The sequence below is a fragment of the bacterium genome (assembly GCA_030018315.1).
Taxonomy (GTDB): domain Bacteria; phylum Hydrothermota; class UBA3073; order JACQXS01; family JAGMCI01; genus JASEGA01.
This window is the reverse complement of the sequence record JASEGA010000016.1, coordinates 17,355-40,947: the sequence shown is the minus strand read 5'-3', so window position 1 is coordinate 40,947 and position 23,593 is coordinate 17,355. Positions and strand designations below refer to the sequence as shown.

Below are 23,593 nucleotides of genomic sequence, written 5' to 3'. Positions count from 1 at the left end.
AGATTAAGGAGACATTGGAAATCTTTGGTATGGAAGTGCCCAAGGCTGCAATAGACATTGACTTTGACGAGTTGTTGGGCAAGAAGTGCATAGCGGTTGTGGGTCACAGAGAATGGCAGGGTAAGGACAGGGAAGATGTCCAGACCTTGAAACCGTTCGAAGGTGAAGACGTGGACGAAGAAGACGAAGAGCCATTCTAAAAATCCAGCACCACTGCTTAGGGGAAGGAGGGTAAAACCTTCCTTCCCCAATTTTACGTAAAGGAGGTTAATACGGTGCGACCAGATATTGACACGTATTTTATGAAGATGGCAGAAGTAGTTGCGGAGCGTTCCACCTGCGTGAGAAGAAAAGTTGGAGCAGTGCTTGTCAAAGATAAGCATGTTCTATCTACAGGGTATAACGGTGCAGCCAGTGGGGTAACTCATTGCAGTGAACAGGGCTGCATGCGACAAGAGATGAATATTCCTTCAGGTGAAAGGCACGAATTGTGTAGGGCTGTTCATGCTGAGATGAACACCATTGCCCAAGCTGCATTCCATGGGGTTAAGACTGAGGGAGCGGTTTTGTATTGCACTCACCAGCCTTGTTTCATGTGTGCCAAGATACTTCTCAATGCAGGCGTTCATAAAGTGATATACCAGGAGGGCTACCCTGATGAACTTACATTCTCCCTTATTCCACATTTTATTGCAGAAAAGCTCAAAAGGGGTTGATTTTTCATCGAAGCAATATACTAAAAGGGAAAGGAGGTTAAGCACACATGGACAGAAGGCAGTGGGCTGAGAATTTCTACAGCGACTACTTTACAGACCTTAATCCAGGGACAGATGGAGAGTGTGCGGTTAAATGTCCCTGGCATGACGATAACCGTGAGTCAATGAGCGTCAACTTGAACACAGGGCTGTTCTACTGCCATGCTTGTGATATTGGAGGAGACGAGTATGAATATTACAGGCGTGCAGAGGGCTACCAGAAGAGTGAGTTCAGGCGTATGGTTCGAACAATTGAAGAGCAGTATGGCGTGAGACCACAAAGCGAGCCTGAGAAAAACCCAGAGGTGAAAACAGCAGAATTCGAAGAAGAAGAAGTAGATTATATATCAGAGCGTGATGTGCAGAAGCACCACAGGATTTTATTGCAGTCCAACAAAATGCTACACTTTCTCTTGAACAAGCGTGGGCTCAAGCGTGAGACTATTGAGAAGTATAAAATTGGTTACGACGTGGAACGTATCACCATACCTATCTATGACAGTAAAGGTGGGTGTGTCAATATAAGGAGATATTCACCTGAAGCTAAGAGTAAGGTTAAGATGATTAGCTACAGGCGCGGTTCAGGCACAGCCAGGTTGTACCCTATTGAGAACATTGCTGGAGACACCATATTATTGGTGGAGGGTGAAATGGACTGTCTATTAGCCAACCAGATGGGTTACAATGCCATGACAACCACAGGTGGGGCTAACACATGGCGTGCCCAATGGAATAGCCTTTTCCAGGGCAAGACGTTGCATATATGCTACGATATTGACAAGGCTGGACAGTCTGGTGCAGAGAAGGTGGCAAGAAATCTGCACGGTATAGCCAAGCAGATTAAGATTATCAAGCTACCTATAGTTGACCCACCAGATGGAGACCTAACTGACTACTTTGTGGCATTGGGACATACCAAGGAAGATTTAGACCTGGTTATCAAGAAGGCTCACACGTTTGTACCTGGGAATGAAGAGCCAGAGGAAGACGACAGTAAACCTGCCAAGGTTCATTTATCCCAAGCCAGCCATGCAGACTATATTAACAAGAAAATCAGCATGGACGTTATGGTATCAGGGAAGGACATTGGACCATATGGCTACCCAAAGAAAATCACCATAAGCTGCACACCTGACAATGGCAATAAATGTGCGACATGCTTAGTGGGGATGAGCAGTGGTGAACGGACAATATTTTTCAGAGATGATGACCGTACCTTGCTACAGCTTATTGATTGCACAGACAGCCAACAAAAAACGGTTGTGAAAGCTAAGGCAGGTATCCCTAAGGCGTGCAATTCGTTCTGTTTAGAGGTTGAGGAGAAGGGTAACATTGAAGAGGTTATCCTACAACCAGAACTAGACTTCTCTGCAGAAGCAAGGGAGTATACAACCAGAGTTTCTTACGTCATAGGGCATGGATTGCAGGTTAACATGAGTTACCGAATGGAAGGAGTGACCATTACTGACCCAAGACACCAGTATGTTACCCACCTGATATCAAATGCCCAGCCGAGCCAGGACAACGTATCCAGCTTTAAGATGACACCAGAGAAGCACGAGCGACTGAAGATATTCCAACCTGCAGAGGGGCAGACGGTTAAGGAGAAGTTCGCTGAGATTTACAATGACTTGACCAACAATGTCACTCACATTTACGGCAGGGATGACGTGCTTGCAGCAGCAGACCTGGTTTACCACAGCGTTCTCAGTTTCAGGTTCCAAGACCAGCTAATACCGAGGGGTTGGGTAGAAGGGCTTGTAATTGGGGACACCAGGACTGGTAAATCAGAAACAGCACAGGCAGTAATGAATCACTACAAACTAGGAGAATTCGTCACAGGCGAGAACACCACCTATGCTGGGCTTATCGGTGGTATGCAGCAAACCCAGAAGAGATGGTTCGTATCTTGGGGTAAGATACCACTCAATGACAGAAGGTTAGTGGTTATCGACGAGGCTTCAGGATTGTCCGAGGATGCCATTGGTAATATGTCAGGTGTACGTTCCAGTGGGGTGGCAGAGATTATCAAAATCCACCAGGAGAAAACACATGCCAGGACACGGTTGCTATGGATATCCAACACCAGGACAGGAAGAGCCTTGAAACAGTATGGGTTTGGAGTTGAAGCGGTGAAGGAGCTTATTGGTAAGAATGAGGATATAGCCAGGTTTGAGTTCGTGGTAAGCTGTGCCAGTGAGGAAGTCAGTATGGACTTAATCAACAGGCATGCTAGCGAGATAGGGCAAGTTCCCCACATATATACCTACGACGTATGTAAGCAGTTGGTTCTGTGGGCTTGGAGCAGGACAGAAGAACAGATACACTTTACAGATAAGGCAGTAAATCTTATTCTGAAATTAGCCAAGCGTATGGCAAGGGATTTTGTCAGTGAAATCCCATTGGTGGAAGGAGCCAACCAGCGTATCAAGTTGGCACGTATGGCGGTTGCCACAGCCTGCAGAATGTACAGCACAGAAGACGGTGAGAGGGTTATTGTCAAGCCTGAACATGTGGAGTTTGTATATGACTTCCTGATGCAAGTTTATAAGAAACCTTCCTTGGGCTACTGGGATTTAAGCCAGCAGGTTAGAGAACAGGAAAGTGCTGCTGAGAAAGCACGTGAAAAGGTTGTTAAATTCTTGCGTCAAAACAAAGAGGTTGCCAGGGTATTCCTGCAGTATGGTTTTGTGGTGAGTAAAGACCTGGAAGACCTGTGCGACTTGGATAGTCAGACGGTAAGAAGGTATCTCAAGTTCTTAGCCAAGAACGGTATGATAGGCAAGGGAGCCAGAGGTTACACCAAGCAACCAGCCTTCATTGAGATACTGCGTGAAGGGGAGTGGAAGAATGGCAAAGGCACTGACGAGGATGACGATAGCGACATTGCTGGTGGCAACAATAGTGCTGACCCAGGCGGTTAGTGAACTTAAGCAAGAGTTAGAAAAATTTATGAAATTAGGGGTGAACTGGAGGAGGAATTGGATATAATAAAACGAAGGGTGCAAGAGCTTGAAAAGTTCGAAATCTTTGAGTTCGAAGCGACTGGCTATTCACCCTTCGACGACAGGACAGGGCTAAACCACGACGGTAATCCCAATGTAACTGCCACAGGCACAAGACCAAGACCTGGGGTGATTGCCGTCAATCCCCAGGTTATCCCTTATGGTACCAGGATTTTCATCCAAGGTTATGGGTGGGGAATTGCTGAAGATACAGGTGGAGCTATGCGGAGCAGAACAGACCTGATAGACCTGTATTTCCACACCCATGAGGAAGCACGAGCCTGGGGTAGGAGAACTGTTTTAGTTCTTGCTGAAAAAGGAGTGGTAAACCGTGAGTAAGCCAAGAATTAAGACCTTCCATGGTACAAACCTGCAATTATTAGAAGACATGGTTAATGAATTCTGCCAGAAGAGGTGGATATATGATATCCAATTGCAGGTAAGTGGTGGAGAGTACACGTTCATGGTTGTTTACATGGGCAGAGACAAGGAGGTGTAAGGGCTTGAAAGTAGCAATTTTAGGAGCAGGCATGACAGGGTTGCTTGCAGCGAAGGCATTAGCAGAACATGACATTGAATTCACCCTGTATGACAAAAATCCCAACGAGGGGGTAAGCAGTAGCCAAGGACTACATTACCTACACGACAACTGCAATCTCCCGCTAAAACCACAAATAGTCCACAATTATATCATTGGCTGCAAGGATGGGGAACACCCACACGAACAATACAGCCGAAAGTTGGGGACACCACTAAACAATTCTTTGGTTGAATTGCCAGCGTTCAGTATGGTGTACAACTTCCAGGAGGCATACAAGATATTGCTACACTTGATGAAAGGCAATATCCAAAGGTGCAACTTTGAGGCAGACATGCTGAAATACTTCCTGGAAAAATTTGACCTAGTTATCAGCACATTACCGTTACCAGTGGTATACCCTGAAGCTACTTGTAAATTCGTGGAGGTGCAGGCTGTTCGTGGCAGACCAAGAGGTATACCCAAACTGCCTGGAGCCAACCAGGTGGTGTACAACATTGAGGAGAACACCAACTGGTATAGATACAGCAGGGTGTTTGGGGTAGAGTGGACAGAGGTAAAGCAAGGAGGTGAGTTCATCCTAAAGAAGGTGGTTGACTCAAACTTTGAGCCACCTGATGACAGGGTTATCCTGCTAGGCAGGTGGGGGCAATGGAACAGAAAATTCTTGGCACATCAAGCTTATTACAAAATATTAAGGAGGATTGAGAAGTATGGATTTTAAGAGCATATGGGAAAACCAACTAGGCTTTAACAGTAAATTGGTGGATTTTAACAAGGTTCAAGAAGATAAGGAAGAATTTCAGAAGTGGAATAACTTCTATACCTTAGCTTTGCATAGGGAAGTCAGCGAGGTGTTGGATACCGTAAACTGGAAAATCCACCGTAAGGAGGATAAACCTAAGATTAAGTCCAACACTCTTGAGGAATTAGTTGATTGCTTAAAATATTGGATGTGTTTGTGCCAGCTACATGGCTTCAGCCTGGAAGATATTGAGAAAGAGTATTATCGTAAATCAGATGTGGTGGTGCAGAGACACAAACAAGAGCTTGTGGAACAGATTAACACAGAAGGTTGTAAGGTTGTAGGCGTGGATATTGACGGTGTGTTAGCAGATTATCCCAGGAGCTTTGTTGATTTCATTAACAAAGAGCTTGGCACCAATTACACCATGGATAAAGTAACAAGTTACGACATTTATGACTGCCTTGGTATCCCGACAGAGATTGGCATGCGTATCAAAGACCGTTACCGTCAAACAGGACAGAAGAGGTTTATACCTGTCATTCCAGGTGCAGTTGAGTTCCTACAGGAGTTACGCAACCTTGGTTATAAGATAATGTTGTTGACAGCAAGACCTTACCCACAGTATAAGCGTATTTTTGCTGATACTATGGAGTGGTTACAGAAAAATGGGTTGGTTTTTGATTCAATCATTTTCGATAAGAAGAAGGAGGAGCGGTTAGTTAAAGAATTCGGTGCTAACAAGATTGAATTCTTTGTTGATGACGTTGCAAGCAATGCCAACACCATAGCCAGACTTGGTGTACCTTGCTACCTTGTAACCAGACCTTACAATGTGGGGGTTAGCCTTAGAGAGGGGATAATCAGAGTAAATAATTTGGAGGAGGTTATTGCTGATGTACGACATAACTGCAGGTAGCGTGCAGACGCCACAAGGGATTGGCAAGTTTGTCGAGTTTATTGGGCACACAGGCAAGGTTCTGGTTGAAATGGACTACAGTTATATAGTGGAATTCGATGCTGGGGAGGTTTACATTGATGGGTAAATTAGCGTTCGTAACCAAAGTAAGACCTGGAAGCATATCTGATGCTATCAAGAACAAACTGTTAGAGCTTGGTTATGAAGTTATTGTTCCAGAGGAGAATTGGGATATTCGTGAGGGGTATCCCTTCCCACTGGACTGCAAGGTATTAGTGAACACAGCAGGGGTTACTGACACAGCCGAGGCAGATGAGTGGGATTGGGACAAAACTGACCGTATCATATCTACCAACCTGACGGGTGCAATCAAGTTGACTTCAGACTTCATCAGAGACACCAGCAGGACAGAAGGAACTAAGACTATTATTCACCTGGGCAGTCTTTGGAGCAGGAAGCATGCCACCAACGGTGCTGCTTACTGTGCAAGCAAGGCAGGTTTGGCACACTTTGTAGCTTGTATAGGTTATGATGCCAAGTTGAAGTTTGGTGATGAATTTGTGGTGGTGGGATTGCACCCAGGAAATGTAGACGGTACACCACTCACAAGGCGTGTTAAGGCACAGCTACGTAACGAAAGGGGTTTTACCCTTGAGCAGGTGGAAGACCTGTACAGAGGTACAATAACACCCACAGAAATTGCAGATGTGGTGGCGAAGGTGCTGGGTTGCAAGTGGTTGAACGGTGAAAATATTTATTTGGCGAATGGTGACAAGAGGTAGGGTTGAAAATGGAACACCATGTGTATACTATAATTGAGGAGGTGGAGAGATGAGGAATGAATGTCCTGATTGTGGCAACGAGGTTTATGACTTTACCAGACCTGGAGATACAAAAGAAGACCTTCACTGCTTCGGTTGTGGTTGGGAGAGTATTACCAAGACCGAGCGTCAAAAATATGATGCTCTGTTCAAAGGAGTGCTTGACCAGGTTTACCAGTTAGCCAGAGGAGGGGGTGGTAAAACTGACGATTATGGCGAAACCTGGACAAGAACTGGGCTTGTCGGTATTTACATCAAGCTGATGATTAAAGAGGGCAGGCTCAGAGAGCTTGTTTGGAAGGGTAAACAGCCGAAGGTGAAAGGTGAGTCAGTCAGGGATACCCTGATGGACATTGCAGCGTATGCTGTGTATGGAGTTATCTGCCACGACGAAGGAAACTACGACGGTGAGCAGAGCAGGAGAGAACATCTGCAAAGCATGCTATCAAAAATTAAGGAGGAATTGAGCAATGGCGAGGACTAAAACTAAAGGCGTATTCAAGATTGTCAGCAAGGAGAGCGGTAAGGAGTTCTTCGGAGCTTCCAGCCAGATTGAAGTGTGTTTCAGGGATTACATTAAGTGGTTGAACAACGGTAAACACACCAATAAGGAGCTTCAGAGTGAATTTGACAAATATGGCAAAGATAACCTGGAGTTGGTTATTCTGGAAGAACTTCCTGATGCTGACAGAAAGACCTTAAACCAGGTCAAAAAGTCCTACGAGCAACCTGAAGCCTAAACAGAAGCAACTGAGGCGGTGCAGTAACTCAAAAGAGTGGGTTGCTGCACTGCCAACAAAATATAAGGAGGGATTGAGTTGAACACACTAATCATTGGAGCAGGTAGGAAGGGCAACATTGGCTATGCTATAGCCAAGAAATTTGAGCAGGAGGGGCATAGGGTTATGGTTGCTGACATAACCTATGACCATGATGAGTTTGAGCAATACACCTGTGATGTAACAAACCCGAACACCATACACCTGATGATGAGAGCCATCAGCAACACGGTTGAACACTTGGATGCTATCATCAACAGTGCTGGGGTTAATATCCTGAACAAGCTGGAACGGTACACCTTGGAGGATTTCAACACCACCATAGCAGTTAACCTGACAAGCAATTTTTTGCTGCTGCAGGCATATGTCTGGGAGTTTGACAACAATGGCAAGCGTAAGGCGTTCGTGGCTATCACCAGCGATACAGGCATGATACCCAAGACCAGCACTTTTGCTTATGGTGCAAGCAAGGCTGGAGCCAACCATTTCATCAGGTGCACAGCCAGAGAGCTGAACAAATACCACAATGACGACTGGTTGGTAACTGCACTGGCTATTGGCAGGGTTTATACACCCATGGATAGAAAAACTATCACAGATTTAATGGAGCAAAGAGGTATCACGGAGGAGCAAGCCGAAAATATGCTATCTGCCAATATCCCCATAGGCAGGGGCATGACACCAGAGGAATGTGCAGAGTGGGCATACTTTGTGACAACCAAAGGAGATTATGCTACAGGCAATGTTCTGAGAATTGATGCGGGTCAGGTTCAGGGGTAGGCAGATATACTAAATTAAAGGAGGTATGAAGAATGGACTTGAAAGAGATTTTGGAACAAATGAAAAAGCAGGAAGAAAGTAGCAAACCTAACATGTCAGTTACCGTCAAAGTAGACTGTAAAGAAGAGGTAACCTTTACAGAAGATTTTCTGGTGCTGCATGTTGGTAAAAATCACGGTTCTGTCATAAGTTGTGTGGGTGTGGTGGAGCTGATGCAATCTGTTGAGATGCTAATAGACAGTGTCAGTAATGTGATGAAAAGGTTGCCTCCTCACCAACAATGGTGATGTCTCATGTGCTGTTGGAGCGTATGTTGCAGAGGTTAAAGGAGGAGGAATAATATGCCGAAAGTTACCTTGGTTAGTTGGACAAACAAGCCTTTACAAGTTATACATGCTATGACCCAGAATATGATGGGTAACGTCATAACCGACCTAGACACCATTGACGAGCAGGAGGCAATTGAAACTATAAGGGAGTTGCAGAAGACCAGTCTTGGTGGACCAATTGAGTATGTTGACTTCACCTTCCAGGTGCAAGGAGTGCCAAGGGCATTAACCCACCAGATGGTTCGAACAAGAGTGGGAGCTGTATACTCCCAAGAAAGCCTACGGTTTGTAGCCAAAGCTGGAGAGCAATTCAAATATAACGTTGGACCAAGCATTGACAACGAAGAGAAATTGGGAATCTACAACGAGGCGATGCTTAATATCCAGCATGCTTATGAGAAGTTGTTAGACATAGGCGTGGCTACCCAGGATGCCAGAGGGGTTCTCCCGATAAACATTTTGACCAATATAGGCGTAAAGTATAACCTGAAGACTTTAATGGGGATAGCTGAGGTTCGTTTGTGCACTCAGAGCCAACCACACTGGGTCAGTATAATCCAGCAGATGAAGCAGGAGATTGCTGATAAGGTTCACCCTGTGCTTGCTGAGATGTTGGTGATGTATTGCGACCGTCATAAGCGGTGTGGTTATGAGAGCATATATGACAGAAAGTGTCCTAAACAGGAGTTATTCAAGTAAAACCCAGAGAGGTTGAGTCAGGTGTAAACCTGGCTTTTCTTTTGCCTTTTTCCAGGGTTGAAAGCACATTTAAACCGATATAATATATTGAAAGGAGGAATGAAAAATGGAGTATGTGAGCCTACACACTCACACCACCTTCAGCTTGTTGGACAGCTACGGTACACCAGAACAATATGTGGCACGAGCTAAGGAGTTGGGACACAAGGCGTTAGCCATAACCGAGCATGGCAACACCAGCAGTCACCCAAAGCTAGAGCAAGCCTGCAAGGAACATGGTATAAAGCCTATATACGGTTGTGAATTCTACATGGGAGAACACAAGCAAAAGGATAAAAACCACATAACCGTATTAGCTAAGAATGAGGCTGGGTATGCCAACTTGCTCAAACTTAGCTCATTAGCTTACACTGAAGATAGGTTCTATTACCAACCTGCAATCAGGTTAACTGACCTGTTGGAAAACCAAGAGAATTTAATCATTCTCAGTGGTTGCCAAAAAGGACTTATTACCCAGAAGGTGTTGCAAGGGGATATGGAGGGGGCTAAAACCGTTGCAGAGAAGCTTAACAAGGCTTTAGACCACTTCTATATTGAGATACAGCCATTGACCCTTGAAGAGAGCAAACAAGCTAACAGAGGGCTTATAGCTGTGGCACAAGAGCTTAACATTCCACTGGTAGCAACCAATGACGTACATTACCTGGAGCCAGGGGATGAACAGGTGCAATGGTTCTTGTCTAGCATTCGCAGACGCAAGAATGTCTATGACGACTGGGGAACAATGGACAAGCGGTGTTACCTGGCTACAGGTGAGGAAATGCTGCAGTGGGGTTCACCTGTAGAAGCAGTTCGAAACACAGCCAGAATTGCTGATATGGTGGAAGCCTTTGAACTACCCAAAGCAGAGCCAGTAAGGTTTGGCATAGACAATCCTTACAAGACTTTAGTAGACTGGTGCAGGAAGGGTTGGAAGAAGAGGGGTATCCCCAAACCCAAGTGGGATGAATACCGTGAGCGGTTGTTTAGGGAGCTTGACCTGATTAAAGATAAGGATTATGTTGACTACTTCTTGGTGGTTGCCGACATGGTACAGTGGGCTAAAGACCAGGGTATCATGGTTGGACCAGCAAGGGGTTCTGTGGCAGGTTCATTGACTGCATACCTGTTGGGGATAACCGAGGTTGACCCAATTAAGTGGGATTTACTGTTTGAGCGTTTCATTGACGTGAGCAGGTATGACCCACCTGACATTGATTTAGACTTCCAGGATGATAGGCGTGAGGAGGTTAAAGAATATCTCAGAGGTAAGTATGGGCTAGACAGGGTTGCCAACATTGCAGGCTACAGCATGTTTAAGCCGAAGAGCCTATTGGACGATATAGGCAGAGTGCTCAAGATACCCAAAGCTGAGATAGAAGAAGCAAAGAACGAGCTTATTGAGAATGGTGGCACCAAAGACGTTGATGAAATTATCAGGGAGCGTTGGGAAGACCACCAGTACCTGGCTAAGGTGGAAGGAATGGTAAGGCAGTTAACCGTGCATGCTGCAGGGGTGATTGTGGCTAGCGACAAGCTTGAAAAGTTCACTACTTTAGGTAAAGATGGTATCATGCTTGACCACAGGGATGCAGAATATCTGGGGTTAATGAAGATTGATGTGTTGAGCCTTCGCACACTGACCATATTAGACAAGTGCCTGAAGGCAATAGGCAAAGATAGCGAGTGGTTGTATAATGACGTACCACTCGATGATGAGGCTACCTACAGAGCCTTCTCTACCAAAGCCTTCCAGGGCATATTCCAGTTTGAGGGGGCAACTACCAGAAGGGTGTGCCAACAAGTAAAACCAAGCAAATTTGAGGAATTGATTGATATTAATGCTTTATCAAGACCTGGACCACTTCAGAGTGGTGCTACTGAGGCTTATATTAACGGTTGGGTGGATGACATTGACCCAATTGTAACCAAGTACACTGCCAGGAGTAGAGGACAGATATTGTTCCAGGAGCAGATTATGAAAATTCTCAGAGAAGCTGGTAAGCTGGATTGGGCAGACGTTACAGCAGTGCGTAAGTTAATCACCAAGAAACAAGGTGCTGAAAAACTGGTGGGTATCAAAGAAAGGTTCTTGCAAGCATACAGTCATGACCAGGAGCTTGGAGAAGAGATTTGGCACAGATGTGGTGAGAGCGGTGCTTATGGATTCAATATTGCACACAGCACCAGCTACACGTTCCTGGGGTATTACTGTATGTACCTTAAGGTACACCACCCACTAGAGTTCTACTGGGCAAACCTGGTGGTAGAGCCAGACAATGAGAGTTTGCTTAGGGAATACATCCAGGCAGGGGGCAAGGTGTATAACGTCAAGTTTGGCAGGAGCAAAGCCACCTGGACTATAGACAAAGGTGGGTTACGAGCAGGATACCTGACCTTGCATGGCATTGGACTAAAGAATGCTGAGAAATTAGAAAGTGGGGAAGAGCCTGAAGGTAAGATACGTCAAGTATTAGAGGATGCTGGGGCGTTTGAGCCAGAGCAGGGAGAGAGTGATTACCTGGGATTGGAGGCACTGAAGGAACGTTTGGATGAGATACCAGAGCGTGATACCATTGATAAAATCAAGCCTGGTGAATATGTGAGAATTGCTGGTAAGGTTCTCAAGCTGCAGGTGAAAAACCTACGTGAAGTCATAGAGAGCCAAGGCAGGGAATATGACGTTCGTGACCCAGAACATGAGAAATACGTTCATTTAGAGATTGGAGATGAAACAGGCATAGTGAACGTAACAATCAACAGGTATAAATATGCTGACATCACCCTGCAGGAGGAGCTTGCTGAAATCAATGAGAATAGTATAGTAGTGATAACTGGAGAGTACAACAAGCAGTATCAGAAAATCTATGCAGCAAGGGTGAGGGTGATGTGATTGCTGATATACAGTTTATCATTATCAAGGCTTCGGAGGGGGTTATTGTCTACAACACTGACAAGGAGTGGGAAGGTGGGCACAGCCACCTTCGGAGCTACAAAGACAAACCACCTACCCAATGGGGGTTCAACCATCCCAAGAGCAATTTGACCAAGAAGGAGTTGGATAACATCAGGGTTAGGTTGATGGAAGGTGCGAGTGCAAAAAGGGTTGCCAGGGAACTTGGGATGGGACATAGGCAGGTTCTCCAAATAGCACACAAGAATAGTTACTCCAATGAGCCTGGACCAAAAGGGTGGGACACTTGGCAGTATGAAGGGGGGTAAACGCAGAGTCTCAAACAGCAAGCTTGATGAAAATAAGGTAATGGAAATCAGGGAGAGGTTGATGAAGGGTGAGTTAGTGAAAGACCTTGCAGTTAAATATGGTGTTTATCAGACTGCAGTAAACAAAATTGCACAGGGCAAAACCTGGAAAGGAGTGATGCCAAATGGGTTTGAAGAGTGGAGAGACGCTAGGAAAAGACGTTAGATACATCTCTGTTGACCCTGGTTAGGTGAGACCGTGGGTTATAGTATCTGGCAAGGGAAGGAGAGACTAGAACAGGGGGAACTGGGTGTAACCCAGTTTCTCCATATGTTAGAGGAGCGTATTGAGGAGTTCGACACAATTATCTATGAGAACTATGCTTTGCGGAAGAGCAGTGCCAAGGCTATGATTGGTAGTGAGTTTGAGACACCACAAGTGATAGGTGTTATCAAGTGGTTCGCTTACAAGGCAGGGGTAAAGCTGGTTAAGCAATCACCTGCACAGAAGAAGTTCTTTGGTGATGACAGGCTCAAAATGTTAGGGTTTTATGACCGAGGGCAGAGGCACAGCAGGGATAGCGTAAGGCATGCTTTATATTACCAATTCTTTACAGCCAATATAAGGGAGGTGGATGAACTTAATGGCTAAGACTAAGGCAGAATTCTGGGCAATTATCTCCAGAAGACCAAGAAGCGGTGAGACGACATGTGCAGTTTGTAGCAAGACAGATTACCGAGACCAGAGAGGCTGTCATGCAAGCAGCAGAAGCATTAGGGAGGTGGAGCAATGAACAGAAAGATGTCAGAGAAGGAAGTAAAGATGATTAAGCTGATGCTGGAGGTAGGTTGCAAGAATAGTTATGTAGCCAGGGAATTCGGTATATCTCCAGGTGCGGTCAGCGACATCAAGCACGGTAAGACCTGGGCACACGTCAAACTTGAAGATGACTGGGAGCGACCAGAGCCACCTGCCAAGCCTTATAAACCAGAGGGTAAGCCAAGGAATGCCAAGTTGGGGAAAGAACAGGTTGCCAGAATTAAGTTACTACTGGGTAAGGGGTACACAAATGTAGAACTGGCAGAGCGTTACGGTGTGTCGGAGGAGACAATCAGTGACATCAAGAGAGGTATAACCTGGGCTGGTGTAAAACCAGAGAGGTTTGATGGTGAAGAGTGGGAAGTCCCAAAAGCTTGAAATTACGTGGTTTATCTTGAAATAACTGTTTCAAGCCGATACTAATACCGAGGGTTCGAGCATTTTGCAGAAACCCTTTTAGTAAAAAATTTTTCTGCAGCCGAAAAAATTTTTACACCAACCTGGTTTTCAGGTTGCGAGAGAATATCGGTTTTAAAAGTTCACCAATAGCAGGGCTTAGTCAAAAAGCTAACCGACGGTGGAAGTTCAAAACAGATGAAATCCGCAGGGATTTGGTTAAAATTCAACCTGTTTCAACCTGTTTCAACCTGAAACAACCTGAAATTTGACCAAGTCCCAACCTGTTTCAACCTGAAACAACCTGAAACAACCTGCGAAGTTGCGTGGAGCAGTGTGGAGTGATGTAAACGGAGCGGAGTGTGGAGAAAAAACCTGCGGGGAGCGGTGAACGGAGAGCTTGAAAATTGCCATTTAAGCCGAAAATTAACGATTAAGAAATGGGGGATTGGAATGAAGAAAGGTGTGAACGTATATCTGGATGAGGAGTTGTACAACCAGGTAGCTAAAGTAGCAAAGAGTAAGGGTGTATCAATGAGTACTTGGTTCAGGCTACTGGCTATGCAGGAGGTGGGCGTACAACCACAACCTAAGCCAAGCGTGCTATCATTAGGAGATAACAGACCAACTGAATGCCCAAAGTGTGGCACCAGCGTGGATGACAGAGACGAGTTCAACCAACAGGTATTCTGTGCCTTTGATGCAGGTATCTGGCGGTGTACTGAATGTGGAGGTGAAGGTAAATGGAGCTGAAGAGGTGTACCAGGTGGATTAAGCACGACAGACTGAGACAGTGGGTAGAGGAATGCCTGGAACAAGCACCAGAATACTTCTGGAGAGTGCCAGCCAGAGTTCTCCCAGGGTGAAGGTGGGTTGGTAAGACATACCAGGGCAGCAGTGTGGGTAGCAATCAATCTGTTCGAGCTGATGGACTTCACCAGCACAGAAGAGGACATTGTTATAGCTGCACTGATATTACACGACACCTGGAAGCACGGTGAGACTGAGGAACACACTGTTGACGGACACGATAAGATTGCCCAGGAGAAGTACTGTGCAGGCGTACCTGAAGGCTCACTGAGGTGGCGTGTAGGGGAATGTATTGCCACCCACATGGGTAAGTGGGGAGAGCCGAAGCCAAGCAGCACCATACAGTGGTATGTCCACCTTTGCGACTACCTTTCATCAAGGAAAGACCTTAAATTGGATTTCAACAAAATAAAATGTTGAAAATTTTTGTTGAAAGTAGGGTTAAGAGAAGAATATAGAGATATAATAAGGTATAAGGGGAAGTCTACCCTCTCACCAAAATTCAACAAAAAGGAGGTAAAACCATGAAATTTGATGAAGTTCAATTGGAATTGCTCAAGAGGAGGTATTTAGCTCCAAATGAGACACCAGAACAAATGTTCGATCGTGTAGCAAACTACGTCAAGGTTGGCAATGGTAAGCGACTGATGGCAGAAAACAGGTTCTTACCCAACAGTCCAACATTGATGAATGCAGGTAGAGAGCTTGGACAAATGTCAGCCTGCTTTGTGTTACCAATAGAAGATAGCATGGAGAGTATCTTTGGCAGTCTCTGGCACACAGCCATGATACACAAGAGCGGTGGTGGAACAGGGTTCTCTTTTAGCAGGCTACGACCGAAAGGAGATAAGGTCAAAAGTACTGGAGGGGTAGCCAGTGGACCAATTAGTTTTATGAGGGTTTACGACGTTGGCACAGACACGGTTAAACAGGGAGGTATGAGACGTGGTGCCAATATGGGTGTGTTGAGAGTTGACCACCCAGACATTGTTGAGTTTATCAAATGCAAACACGTTGATGGAGTTATCAGCAATTTCAACATCAGCGTGGCTATTACAGACGAATTTATGAGAGCAGTGGAGCAGGATGCAAGTTTTGATTTGATTAATCCCAGGAATAACGAAGTTTGGGAAACCGTTAGAGCTAAAGATATCTGGGATTTGATTATAGAACAATCCTGGTACAACGGTGAGCCTGGAGTGCTATTCATAGACACTATAAATAGGAATAGGGCTATGCCTGAACTGGGTGAGATGGAAGCTACAAACCCTTGCGGAGAGCAACCTTTGTTGCCATATGAGAGTTGCAACCTAGGGTCAATCAATCTGTCAGAGCATGTTCTTCCAGGTGGAGAAGTGCATTATGACCTGCTTGCTGATACCGTTACTAATGCGGTAGAGTTTTTGAATGGGGTAATTGACTGTAACAACTTCCCTTTACCAGAGATTGCTGAGATGACAAAGAAAACCAGGAAAATAGGACTGGGTGTAATGGGCTGGGCAGATATGCTCATTAAGCTTAGTATCAAATATGATAGCGATGAGGCATTGAAGCTTGCAGACCAGCTTGGAGGCTTCATTCAACAGGTGGGAAAGCAAGCCAGTGCTGGTAGAAATGCCACTGTAACAACGATTGCACCCACAGGCAGCATAAGTATCCTGGCAGGGTGTTCAAGTGGTATAGAGCCAATATTTGCCGTGTCTGAGAAACGTCATCAGGCAGATATAGAGTACACACGATATCATCCATTATGGGGTAAGTATGATGAAGAGCTGTTTAGGACAGCAGGGCAGATACATTGGGTGTGGCACGTGGAACATCAAGCAATTTGGCAGAAGCACGTGGATAATGCAATAAGCAAGACCATTAATCTCCCAGGTGGAGCTACAAAGCGTGATGTGGAAGATGCAGTTTGGCATGCCTACAGAATGGGCTGTAAAGGACTGACAGTATACAGAGATAAAAGCAGAAAAAACCAGGTAATTGTGGAAGAGTGTGAGAAATGCGTCATTTAAGCTAAATATAGGCTTAATATGAAAGACTTTCGGATGTGCTTTTCCTTTTCGTATGAGGTATAATGAAAATTGAAGAAATATAGTGGTAATCCGCTGAAATAATTGCGAAACCGTTTGAGAAGAATTGTTTACCCAAACTCTGCGGAATGCTGACAAAGAGTTGTGAAAGGTGGTGAGAGGAGCATGGCGAAACCTTTGGGTTATTCTACTAGATGCAAGGTTTGCAATTCCCCTAACCGTGACAAAATTGAACAGTGGATGTTGGAAGGCGTTACACTGGTTGATTGTGTTGACAGGGTTAAGAAGGAGCTCAAGGAAAGCATAGGCAGGACTTCCATATGGAAGCATATGCGTGAGCACTTTGTTGACAAGGATACTATCAAGCAGGTGTATGCTGATAAAAAGACTGCTCAAGAATATGGAGAGAAGAAGGACAAAGTAGACCTGGCTTACGAGAAGAGTAAACTTTTGAAATCTCAGTACATTGATAAAAACCTGTCTGAGATTGAAAAGTTGGATGATATGATAGAAACTGACTATGCTATGTACAAGCGAACAGCCGAACTGATGGCAGACAAACTTAAGCAGAAAATAGCTCCTAAACCACTGGCTGATTTCTTGAAGGTGTTGAATACCAACATCAACACGAGCTTGAAAACTAAGGCTGAGTTGCTGGGGACAGATGCCGAGGGTAGAAAAGCCAGCGTCATGGAGACCTGGATAGACTTGGTGGCAAGCATGGATGAAGACACCAATTAGTCCAGAGGTTGCCCGAGAAATGGTGAAGCGTTCCCAGCAGCAACCACCATGGTGGGTCAAAAAGATTTTAGGAAACGACCTATGGAGTGTGCAAGAGGAAATCATCAATTCGGTCAGGGTCAACCAAGAGACAGTTGTAGCAAGTTGCCACGGTGCTGGCAAAAGCTACATTGCAGCGAACACAGCACTGTGGTATCTGTTCAACCATAGACCAAGCGTGGTTATCACCACTGCACCTACCGACAGGCAGGTAAAGGGTATTTTGTGGAAGGAGATACGGTTAGCACACAGTAGGGCTAAACTACCACTGGGTGGCAAGCTGTTAACCCAGGAGTTGAAGTTAGACACCAACTGGTGGGCTTGGGGCTTCACAGCACCAGAGTATGACCCAGACCGTTTCCAGGGCTTCCACGAAGTCAACATCTTGGTAATAGTTGACGAAGCTGCAGGGGTGAGTGAACAAATATATGAAGCAATTGACGGTGTACTGACAAGTGAACATGCCAGATTGTTGATGATAGGAAACCCAACGAGTACAACAGGCAGGTTCGGTCAGGCGTTTAAGACACCAGGTATCAAGAAGTTTTATATTAGTGCCTTTGACACACCAAACTTTACGACGTTTAGGATAACCGAGAAGGATATTGAGAGCGGTGCTTGGGAGAACAAGATAACAGACAACCTACCACACCCATATCTGGTAACACCACAGTGGGTTGCCAAGCGGTTCCAGAGGTGGGGCAAGAATTCTCCACTATACCAGGCTAGAGTGTTAGGGCAGTTCCCAACACAAGGCACAGACACATTAATACCACTGGACTGGATAGAGCGAGCTGTCAGGGCAGAGCTTGAGCCTGGAGAGCCAGTAGAATTGGGTGTAGATGTGGCTAGGTATGGACCAGATGAGAGTGTGTGGTTGCTTAGAAGAGGTTCGGTAGCCAGAATATACCAGACCAGACCAATGGGAGATACAATGGAGACAGCAGGGTTGTCAATATCTGCCAGGAGAGATACAGGAGCAACAAAGATTAAGGTTGATGCTGATGGGTTGGGGGCAGGCGTGTTCGACCGATTGAAAGAACTTAATGAGCCAGCCTTAGAAATGCGTTCAGGTTTTGCAGCCAGTGATAGTGAACGGTTCGCCAACAAGCGTGCTGAATGGTGGTGGGGTTTGAGAGAGCGGTTCGAAGATGGAGACATTGACATAGAGAATGATGAAGAAATGATTGCCCAGCTTGCCAACATCAAGTACAAGATAAACAGCAGAGGGCAGATACAAGTTGAGAGTAAAGATGACATGAAGAAGAGGGGGCTACCTTCTCCTGACAGGGCTGATGCGTTGATGCTAGCGTTTGCCAAGCAGAATGAGGTTAAGCCAATAAAGCTCAGAGCAAAGAGTGTGGGAAGGCGGTGATTAGATGAGAAAACCATTTGCATTTGTAACCAAAAATGGCAGGGTTGTTAGAGAGGATATCTTGGAGCAGTATGCCAACAAGTCTGCCAGCAAGCAGTTACCAGCCGACATGTTTACAGACAGCTACAACCAGCATGGGTTGGTGCAACCATTGTATAATCCTGAAGCATTGGCACGAATACTGGAGCTGAACACCTACCACTATAGGGCTTGCAAGACCAAAGCCAGAGATGTTGCTGGGCTAGGTTGGCAGATTATTCCTCTAGTGGACAAACCGAATGAGAGCATGCAGACCATGCTTGAAGACTTCTTCAGTGACCTTTCAGAGCCTGTAAGCAAGACCTTTGACAAGGTGATGTTTGACTATGAGGCAATTGGTTATGGTGCAGCAGAACTGACCAGGGTTGATTATAAGCACGACGGTGAGCCTGCAGACCTGGTGCACATTCCTGCCCACACATTGAGAGTACACAGGGATGGCAACAGGTTCGTCCAGGTGAGAGGGAGCAAAACCAGGTGGTTCAAGCGTATTGGGTTTGAGCATGATGTGGACTTTGAGACAGGGCACATTAAAGAGCTTGGTTCCTTGGCACCAGAGCGTAGAGCCACAGAAATTTTCTGGGTTGTCAACTATACACCCAGGAGCGACTATTACGGATTGCCAGACGTGATACCTGCACTGGGGGCTATCCATGGTGATGCGGCAAGGCGTGATTACAATATAGCCTTCTTTGACAACTGGGGCGTGCCAGCTTATGCGGTGTTTATCACAGGCAACTTTGACCCAGGTGAATTGGATGAGGATGGTAAGAGTGAGTTTGAGAAAAGTATTGAGGAACATTTTAACGAGCTATCTAAGTCTCCACATTCAACACTGATAATGTCAATACCCACCATTGATGGACGGGGGGAAGTGGAGATTGAGTTCAAGCCTTTGAGCGTTGATGTTAAAGAAGCCAGCTTCAGGTTATATCGTAAGGACAACAGGGATGAGGTACTTGCAGCACACGGTGTGCCACCTTACAGAATGGGTATAGCAGAGACTGGTAGCTTGGGAGGTAACACAGCTCAAGAAAGTACCGAGATTTACAAGCGTTCGGTGGTAGAGCCAAGGCAAGAAATGCTAGAAGGGCTTATCAATAAACACATTCTGTATGATGGTTTTGAGGCGTTTGATTTTGAGTTTAAGTTCGCTGAGATAGACACTAGCGACGAGAAGCACGATATGGAAATTGCCATCAAGCTCTTTGACAAGGCAGCAATGACACCTAATCAACTTATCCTACACTTTGGGGAGAGGTTTGGACTTGACCGAGTGGAACACCCAGCTATGGATGCCCACTACCTAAACGGTAAGCCGATTACCTTAGAGGTTGACGTAGCACCAGAGTTGGAGGCAACATTGATGAGCCTGCAAGAGAGGCTACTGGAGGTGGCAGAGAAGTATGCGGACAGCGATAAAGATGGCACTGGAGATAGAGAAATCATTGACGTCATTAAGAGCTTTAAAGCGGTTGCCAGCAAGGCAATTACAAGCTGAAGCACGATTGACAAGAGAGTTGCAGGCATTGTTCGCTGATGTAAGTCAGAGAACTATCCAGGAGGTTCTCAGACGAAACAGACTACCCACCGACGACACGACCATGAGAGCCATTATCAACCAGGTGATGAGAGCAAAGGACACCTTTGAGGAGTTACTGGGAGAAGAAGCATTGCAGGCAGCAAGGTACGGTAGAAACCGTATCATTAGTGAACTGCAGAAGTTGGGAGTAAGTATTGGGTTCAGCGATTTCTCAGAGAGGGTACAGAACACAATCCTAGAGCATGTGTTTGTAGCCAGTGACCGTACCATGCAGCGTATTGTAGGTGACGTCATGGGCAATCTTGCCAAGAGCTATGAAGAGGGGCTTGGTATAGATGAAGCAGCAGGAGAGCTTGGAAAGGTGTTTGAGAGAATGCAAGACTATGAGTTGAGGAGGGTTGCCAGAACTGAGATAAACAGTTTCCAGAACGAAGGTGCTTACCTGACCGAACAAGAGCTTGGTATTGAATATCACATGTGGTATACAGCACTGGATGAAAGGGTGAGAGATGAGGTTGATGCCAGCCACGTCGAGATGCACGGACAGATTGTACGTGTGGGAGAGCCTTTCAGCAATGGGTTGGAATACCCAGGAGACCGTTCTGGCGGTGAACTGACTATTAAGGAATGGATTAACTGCAGGTGTAGGGTTGTGCCATTCCTGGTACCAGAGGGTATGAGACCACCAACAGGTGCAAGCTGGTTCTATGAGAGTGACTTAGTTACTGTGTAAAGGAGGTGAGACGATGAGCAGGAGAGTAAACGACAGTTACGAAGTTGTCATGGAAAGGCTTAGAAGCAAGGTGTACAGGGAGTTGGACAACCATGACTCTAGCCAAGGTGACATTACTGACTTCTACGTAATACACACGTTTGATGATGCAGTGATTGCTAAGGATGAGGTGAGTGGTAAGTTATATGAAGTGCCATATATGAGAAGTGATACCCAAGTTTACCTGGGACAACCACGAGAAGTTGAGAATATGTACGTGCAGAAGCGGTTGGAAGCAGTTGGCTTAGATATCTCCAACAAGGGGTTAGACATATGTGAGTTGACTGGACCAATTGTCATGAAGAATGCCAGAAAGCGACTGGCATATGCAGCAGTCTTAGTTCCAGGTGAAGAGGACAGCGACGGTGAGACAGTAACCAAGGAGAAGATTGAGGAAGCAGCACACGAGTGGATGCAGAGCTACCGTAATGTAGACCTACAACACACACTGAACAACGTGGCTGTGCCTGTAGAGAGCTATGTACTACCTATGGATATGGAGGTTAACCAGGCTGGGGTTAAGACACTACTGCCAGCAGGCACGTGGGTGTTAGCCAGCAAGGTTTTGGATGATGCCACCTGGAGCAGGGTAGAGAATGGCGAATTGACAGGCTACAGCGTGATGGGTATCAGGCGTACCACACTTGAAGCTGTAAGCAAGAATAAAGATGTGGCACTGAAGAAAACCTTGCTTAGAGACCTTGGACCAGATTGGATAGCATGTGCAGTCAGTATTGTTGATGAGCCTGCAGTGCCCAAGGCAAAGTTCTTTGCACTAAAGGCTAAGGATAAAAGCAAGAACTGGTACCAAAAGGTCAAAGAAATCCTGATGCCTGCTGCCAAGGATAACAGTGAGCAGGTGGTGGAAACAGTTGCACAACTGGAAGAGGCACACAAGGCAGGCAGGAGGTTCTCTGAAGAGACATATAGCAGGTTGAAACAAGCCTATGAAACCTTGGCAGAGTTGGTAACTGAAGCAGAGCAGGAGCGTGGTGGAGGAGATGTAGGGTTCAGTGAGGGTTTACAAAAATCTAACAAAGAGAAGGAGGATGGAGACATGAGTATCAAGCCTGAAGAATTGAAAAATCTCATCGATGAGGCTGTCAAGTCTGCGGTTGAGCCTATTCAGCAGGAGCTTGAAGCACTGAAGGCAAAGGCTGATGAAGCTGAGACCACAGAGGAGACCGAGGGGCAAGAAGAGGCTGAGAACACTGAATATGAAGCGTTCAAGTCTCAGGTGATGGAGAAGTTGGAGGCGTTGGAAACTAAGGTAGGTAAGAAGAGTGCTACACCTAAAAGCCTGAAAGGGCAAGACGGTGAGGAAGTGGGAGGGGCTACCAAGTCCCAGCACGAAGACCGAGATTTATTCGGTAGAAAAAGAAACGTGAAGGAGGGTAAATAACATGACTTACAGCAATGAGCAGATTTTGGCGAAGTTGGATGAAGCTTACAAGAGTATCACTGTGGACAACCTGGGTGAGAGCATTTTAGCACCTGAGAAGTTCAACCAATTTGTACGTGCTATGCAACACAGGACTACCATTCTTCCTGAAGCACGGTTTATTGAGATGCAGTCTCATGTTACCGAGATTGACCGTGTAGGATTTGTTGGCAGGGTGTTGACTTCTGGCAATAAAGTAGTTGACAGCGTAGAGGAGCAGCACGTTCTTACTGAGAACGAATTCGTTAAACCTCAATTCGCAACCAACAAACTGATTGCCAAGGAGATGCAAGCGGTAACTGGTATCAGAGACCGTGCTTTGAGGCGTAACATTGAGCGTGGTGGGTTTGAGACTACTCTTATCAACCTGTTCGGTGAAGCTGCAGGGCGTGACCTTGAAGAATGGGCAATCTTCGCTGACACTGACCTGACTTATGCACAGGATAAAATCCTATGGTTGACTGATGGTTGGGTGAAGAAAGCCAAGAACAAGGTGTATGGTGCTGGTGTAGATGCTGACTTCAACAAAGAGGCAGACGATTATCCTGAGCAAGTCTTGAAGGCTTTGCTGGATGGACTTCCCAAGCAGTACTTGCTCAACCGTGCAGAGTGGAGGTTCTACGTACCTTATGAGATTGAAGATGGGTATAGAGACCTGTTGAAAGCACGTGGTACTGCACTTGGTGATAGGGCACAAACCACTGGTGATGGGCTGTATTACAAGGGTATCCCTGTAGTGTACTGTCCAATGCTGGAGAGGGCTGGTTCTCTTGGTAGGGTAGCTATGCTACAACACCCTGACAACATGGCTTGGGGTGTGTTCCATGAAGTAACTATTGAGCGTGAGCGTGAAGCCAAAGCAAGACGTACTGATTTCGTATTGACAATCGAAGCTGATTGCCACTATGAAGATGAAAACGGTGCTGTAGTTGCACTAGTTGACAAAGAAAAGCCTGCGGAATAAGGGGGTGTAA

General features: G+C 45.8%; 28 protein-coding genes. All 28 read left to right on the top strand.

The window, feature by feature from the left end; translation table 11 throughout:
* The first annotated feature begins 14 nt into the window (after positions 1-14).
* The 28 genes from QMD71_06450 to QMD71_06315 all read left to right on the top strand — a co-directional run bounded on the left by QMD71_06450 (position 15) and on the right by QMD71_06315 (position 23,583).
* Positions 15-200: a hypothetical protein gene (locus tag QMD71_06450; protein MDI6840467.1), complete on the top strand. Its 186-nt coding sequence runs from the start codon at positions 15-17 to the stop codon at positions 198-200.
* A 102-nt stretch (positions 201-302) separates the two neighbouring features.
* Entirely contained in the window at positions 303-716 is a 414-nt protein-coding gene (locus QMD71_06445; GenBank protein MDI6840466.1) for a dCMP deaminase family protein, read from the top strand.
* A 47-nt stretch (positions 717-763) separates the two neighbouring features.
* On the top strand, positions 764-3,679 hold the full coding sequence (locus QMD71_06440) for a CHC2 zinc finger domain-containing protein (GenBank protein ID MDI6840465.1): 2,916 nt from the start codon (positions 764-766) through the stop codon (positions 3,677-3,679).
* A 57-nt stretch (positions 3,680-3,736) separates the two neighbouring features.
* Positions 3,737-4,099, top strand: coding sequence for a 3D domain-containing protein (locus tag QMD71_06435; protein MDI6840464.1), 363 nt, complete (start codon positions 3,737-3,739; stop codon positions 4,097-4,099).
* Positions 4,100-4,206: 107 nt separating this feature from the next.
* Entirely contained in the window at positions 4,207-5,022 is an 816-nt protein-coding gene (locus QMD71_06430; protein ID MDI6840463.1) for an NAD(P)/FAD-dependent oxidoreductase, read from the top strand.
* Positions 5,012-5,962 (top strand): dUTP diphosphatase, encoded by a 951-nt coding sequence (locus QMD71_06425; protein MDI6840462.1) that lies wholly within the window; start codon positions 5,012-5,014, stop codon positions 5,960-5,962. The genes QMD71_06430 and QMD71_06425 overlap by 11 nt, the downstream gene beginning before the upstream one ends.
* Positions 5,940-6,089 carry a hypothetical protein gene (locus QMD71_06420; GenBank protein ID MDI6840461.1) on the top strand — a complete coding sequence of 50 codons (150 nt, stop codon included), beginning with the start codon at positions 5,940-5,942 and terminating at the stop codon, positions 6,087-6,089. Before QMD71_06425 ends, QMD71_06420 begins: the two co-directional genes overlap by 23 nt.
* Entirely contained in the window at positions 6,082-6,744 is a 663-nt protein-coding gene (locus tag QMD71_06415; protein MDI6840460.1) for an SDR family oxidoreductase, read from the top strand. The genes QMD71_06420 and QMD71_06415 overlap by 8 nt, the downstream gene beginning before the upstream one ends.
* 49 nt (positions 6,745-6,793) lie before the next feature.
* On the top strand, positions 6,794-7,267 hold the full coding sequence (locus QMD71_06410) for a nucleotide modification associated domain-containing protein (protein ID MDI6840459.1): 474 nt from the start codon (positions 6,794-6,796) through the stop codon (positions 7,265-7,267).
* Positions 7,254-7,523: a hypothetical protein gene (locus QMD71_06405; protein ID MDI6840458.1), complete on the top strand. Its 270-nt coding sequence runs from the start codon at positions 7,254-7,256 to the stop codon at positions 7,521-7,523. Before QMD71_06410 ends, QMD71_06405 begins: the two co-directional genes overlap by 14 nt.
* A gap of 78 nt (positions 7,524-7,601) precedes the next feature.
* The gene (locus tag QMD71_06400) at positions 7,602-8,342 is read left to right on the top strand and encodes an SDR family oxidoreductase (protein MDI6840457.1); all 741 of its coding nucleotides are present in this window, start codon (positions 7,602-7,604) and stop codon (positions 8,340-8,342) included.
* A gap of 32 nt (positions 8,343-8,374) precedes the next feature.
* On the top strand, positions 8,375-8,629 hold the full coding sequence (locus tag QMD71_06395; GenBank protein MDI6840456.1) for a hypothetical protein: 255 nt from the start codon (positions 8,375-8,377) through the stop codon (positions 8,627-8,629).
* Positions 8,630-8,683: 54 nt separating this feature from the next.
* Positions 8,684-9,370: an FAD-dependent thymidylate synthase gene (gene thyX / locus QMD71_06390; protein MDI6840455.1), complete on the top strand. Its 687-nt coding sequence runs from the start codon at positions 8,684-8,686 to the stop codon at positions 9,368-9,370.
* Between the two features lie 106 nt (positions 9,371-9,476).
* A complete protein-coding gene (gene dnaE / locus QMD71_06385) occupies positions 9,477-12,302 on the top strand; it encodes a DNA polymerase III subunit alpha (protein MDI6840454.1) in 2,826 nt (941 codons plus the stop codon).
* Positions 12,299-12,631 carry a hypothetical protein gene (locus QMD71_06380; GenBank protein MDI6840453.1) on the top strand — a complete coding sequence of 111 codons (333 nt, stop codon included), beginning with the start codon at positions 12,299-12,301 and terminating at the stop codon, positions 12,629-12,631. Before dnaE ends, QMD71_06380 begins: the two co-directional genes overlap by 4 nt.
* Positions 12,618-12,836 (top strand): hypothetical protein, encoded by a 219-nt coding sequence (locus QMD71_06375; GenBank protein ID MDI6840452.1) that lies wholly within the window; start codon positions 12,618-12,620, stop codon positions 12,834-12,836. Before QMD71_06380 ends, QMD71_06375 begins: the two co-directional genes overlap by 14 nt.
* A gap of 33 nt (positions 12,837-12,869) precedes the next feature.
* Positions 12,870-13,262 (top strand): hypothetical protein, encoded by a 393-nt coding sequence (locus QMD71_06370; protein ID MDI6840451.1) that lies wholly within the window; start codon positions 12,870-12,872, stop codon positions 13,260-13,262.
* A complete protein-coding gene (locus QMD71_06365) occupies positions 13,255-13,404 on the top strand; it encodes a hypothetical protein (GenBank protein ID MDI6840450.1) in 150 nt (49 codons plus the stop codon). Before QMD71_06370 ends, QMD71_06365 begins: the two co-directional genes overlap by 8 nt.
* Positions 13,401-13,808 (top strand): hypothetical protein, encoded by a 408-nt coding sequence (locus tag QMD71_06360; GenBank protein MDI6840449.1) that lies wholly within the window; start codon positions 13,401-13,403, stop codon positions 13,806-13,808. The genes QMD71_06365 and QMD71_06360 overlap by 4 nt, the downstream gene beginning before the upstream one ends.
* Before the next feature lie 471 nt (positions 13,809-14,279).
* Positions 14,280-14,579, top strand: coding sequence for a hypothetical protein (locus QMD71_06355; GenBank protein MDI6840448.1), 300 nt, complete (start codon positions 14,280-14,282; stop codon positions 14,577-14,579).
* A gap of 120 nt (positions 14,580-14,699) precedes the next feature.
* The gene (locus tag QMD71_06350; GenBank protein ID MDI6840447.1) at positions 14,700-15,056 is read left to right on the top strand and encodes an HD domain-containing protein; all 357 of its coding nucleotides are present in this window, start codon (positions 14,700-14,702) and stop codon (positions 15,054-15,056) included.
* A gap of 104 nt (positions 15,057-15,160) precedes the next feature.
* Positions 15,161-16,651: an adenosylcobalamin-dependent ribonucleoside-diphosphate reductase gene (locus tag QMD71_06345; protein MDI6840446.1), complete on the top strand. Its 1,491-nt coding sequence runs from the start codon at positions 15,161-15,163 to the stop codon at positions 16,649-16,651.
* 183 nt (positions 16,652-16,834) lie between these two features.
* The gene (locus QMD71_06340) at positions 16,835-17,410 is read left to right on the top strand and encodes a hypothetical protein (protein ID MDI6840445.1); all 576 of its coding nucleotides are present in this window, start codon (positions 16,835-16,837) and stop codon (positions 17,408-17,410) included.
* Positions 17,394-18,824: a hypothetical protein gene (locus QMD71_06335; protein ID MDI6840444.1), complete on the top strand. Its 1,431-nt coding sequence runs from the start codon at positions 17,394-17,396 to the stop codon at positions 18,822-18,824. Before QMD71_06340 ends, QMD71_06335 begins: the two co-directional genes overlap by 17 nt.
* A gap of 4 nt (positions 18,825-18,828) precedes the next feature.
* Positions 18,829-20,364: a phage portal protein gene (locus QMD71_06330; protein MDI6840443.1), complete on the top strand. Its 1,536-nt coding sequence runs from the start codon at positions 18,829-18,831 to the stop codon at positions 20,362-20,364.
* A complete protein-coding gene (locus QMD71_06325; GenBank protein MDI6840442.1) occupies positions 20,270-21,139 on the top strand; it encodes a phage minor head protein in 870 nt (289 codons plus the stop codon). Before QMD71_06330 ends, QMD71_06325 begins: the two co-directional genes overlap by 95 nt.
* Before the next feature lie 13 nt (positions 21,140-21,152).
* Positions 21,153-22,580, top strand: coding sequence for an XkdF-like putative serine protease domain-containing protein (locus QMD71_06320; GenBank protein ID MDI6840441.1), 1,428 nt, complete (start codon positions 21,153-21,155; stop codon positions 22,578-22,580).
* A gap of 1 nt (position 22,581) precedes the next feature.
* Positions 22,582-23,583 carry a phage major capsid protein gene (locus QMD71_06315; GenBank protein ID MDI6840440.1) on the top strand — a complete coding sequence of 334 codons (1,002 nt, stop codon included), beginning with the start codon at positions 22,582-22,584 and terminating at the stop codon, positions 23,581-23,583.
* The last annotated feature ends 10 nt before the right edge of the window (positions 23,584-23,593 follow it).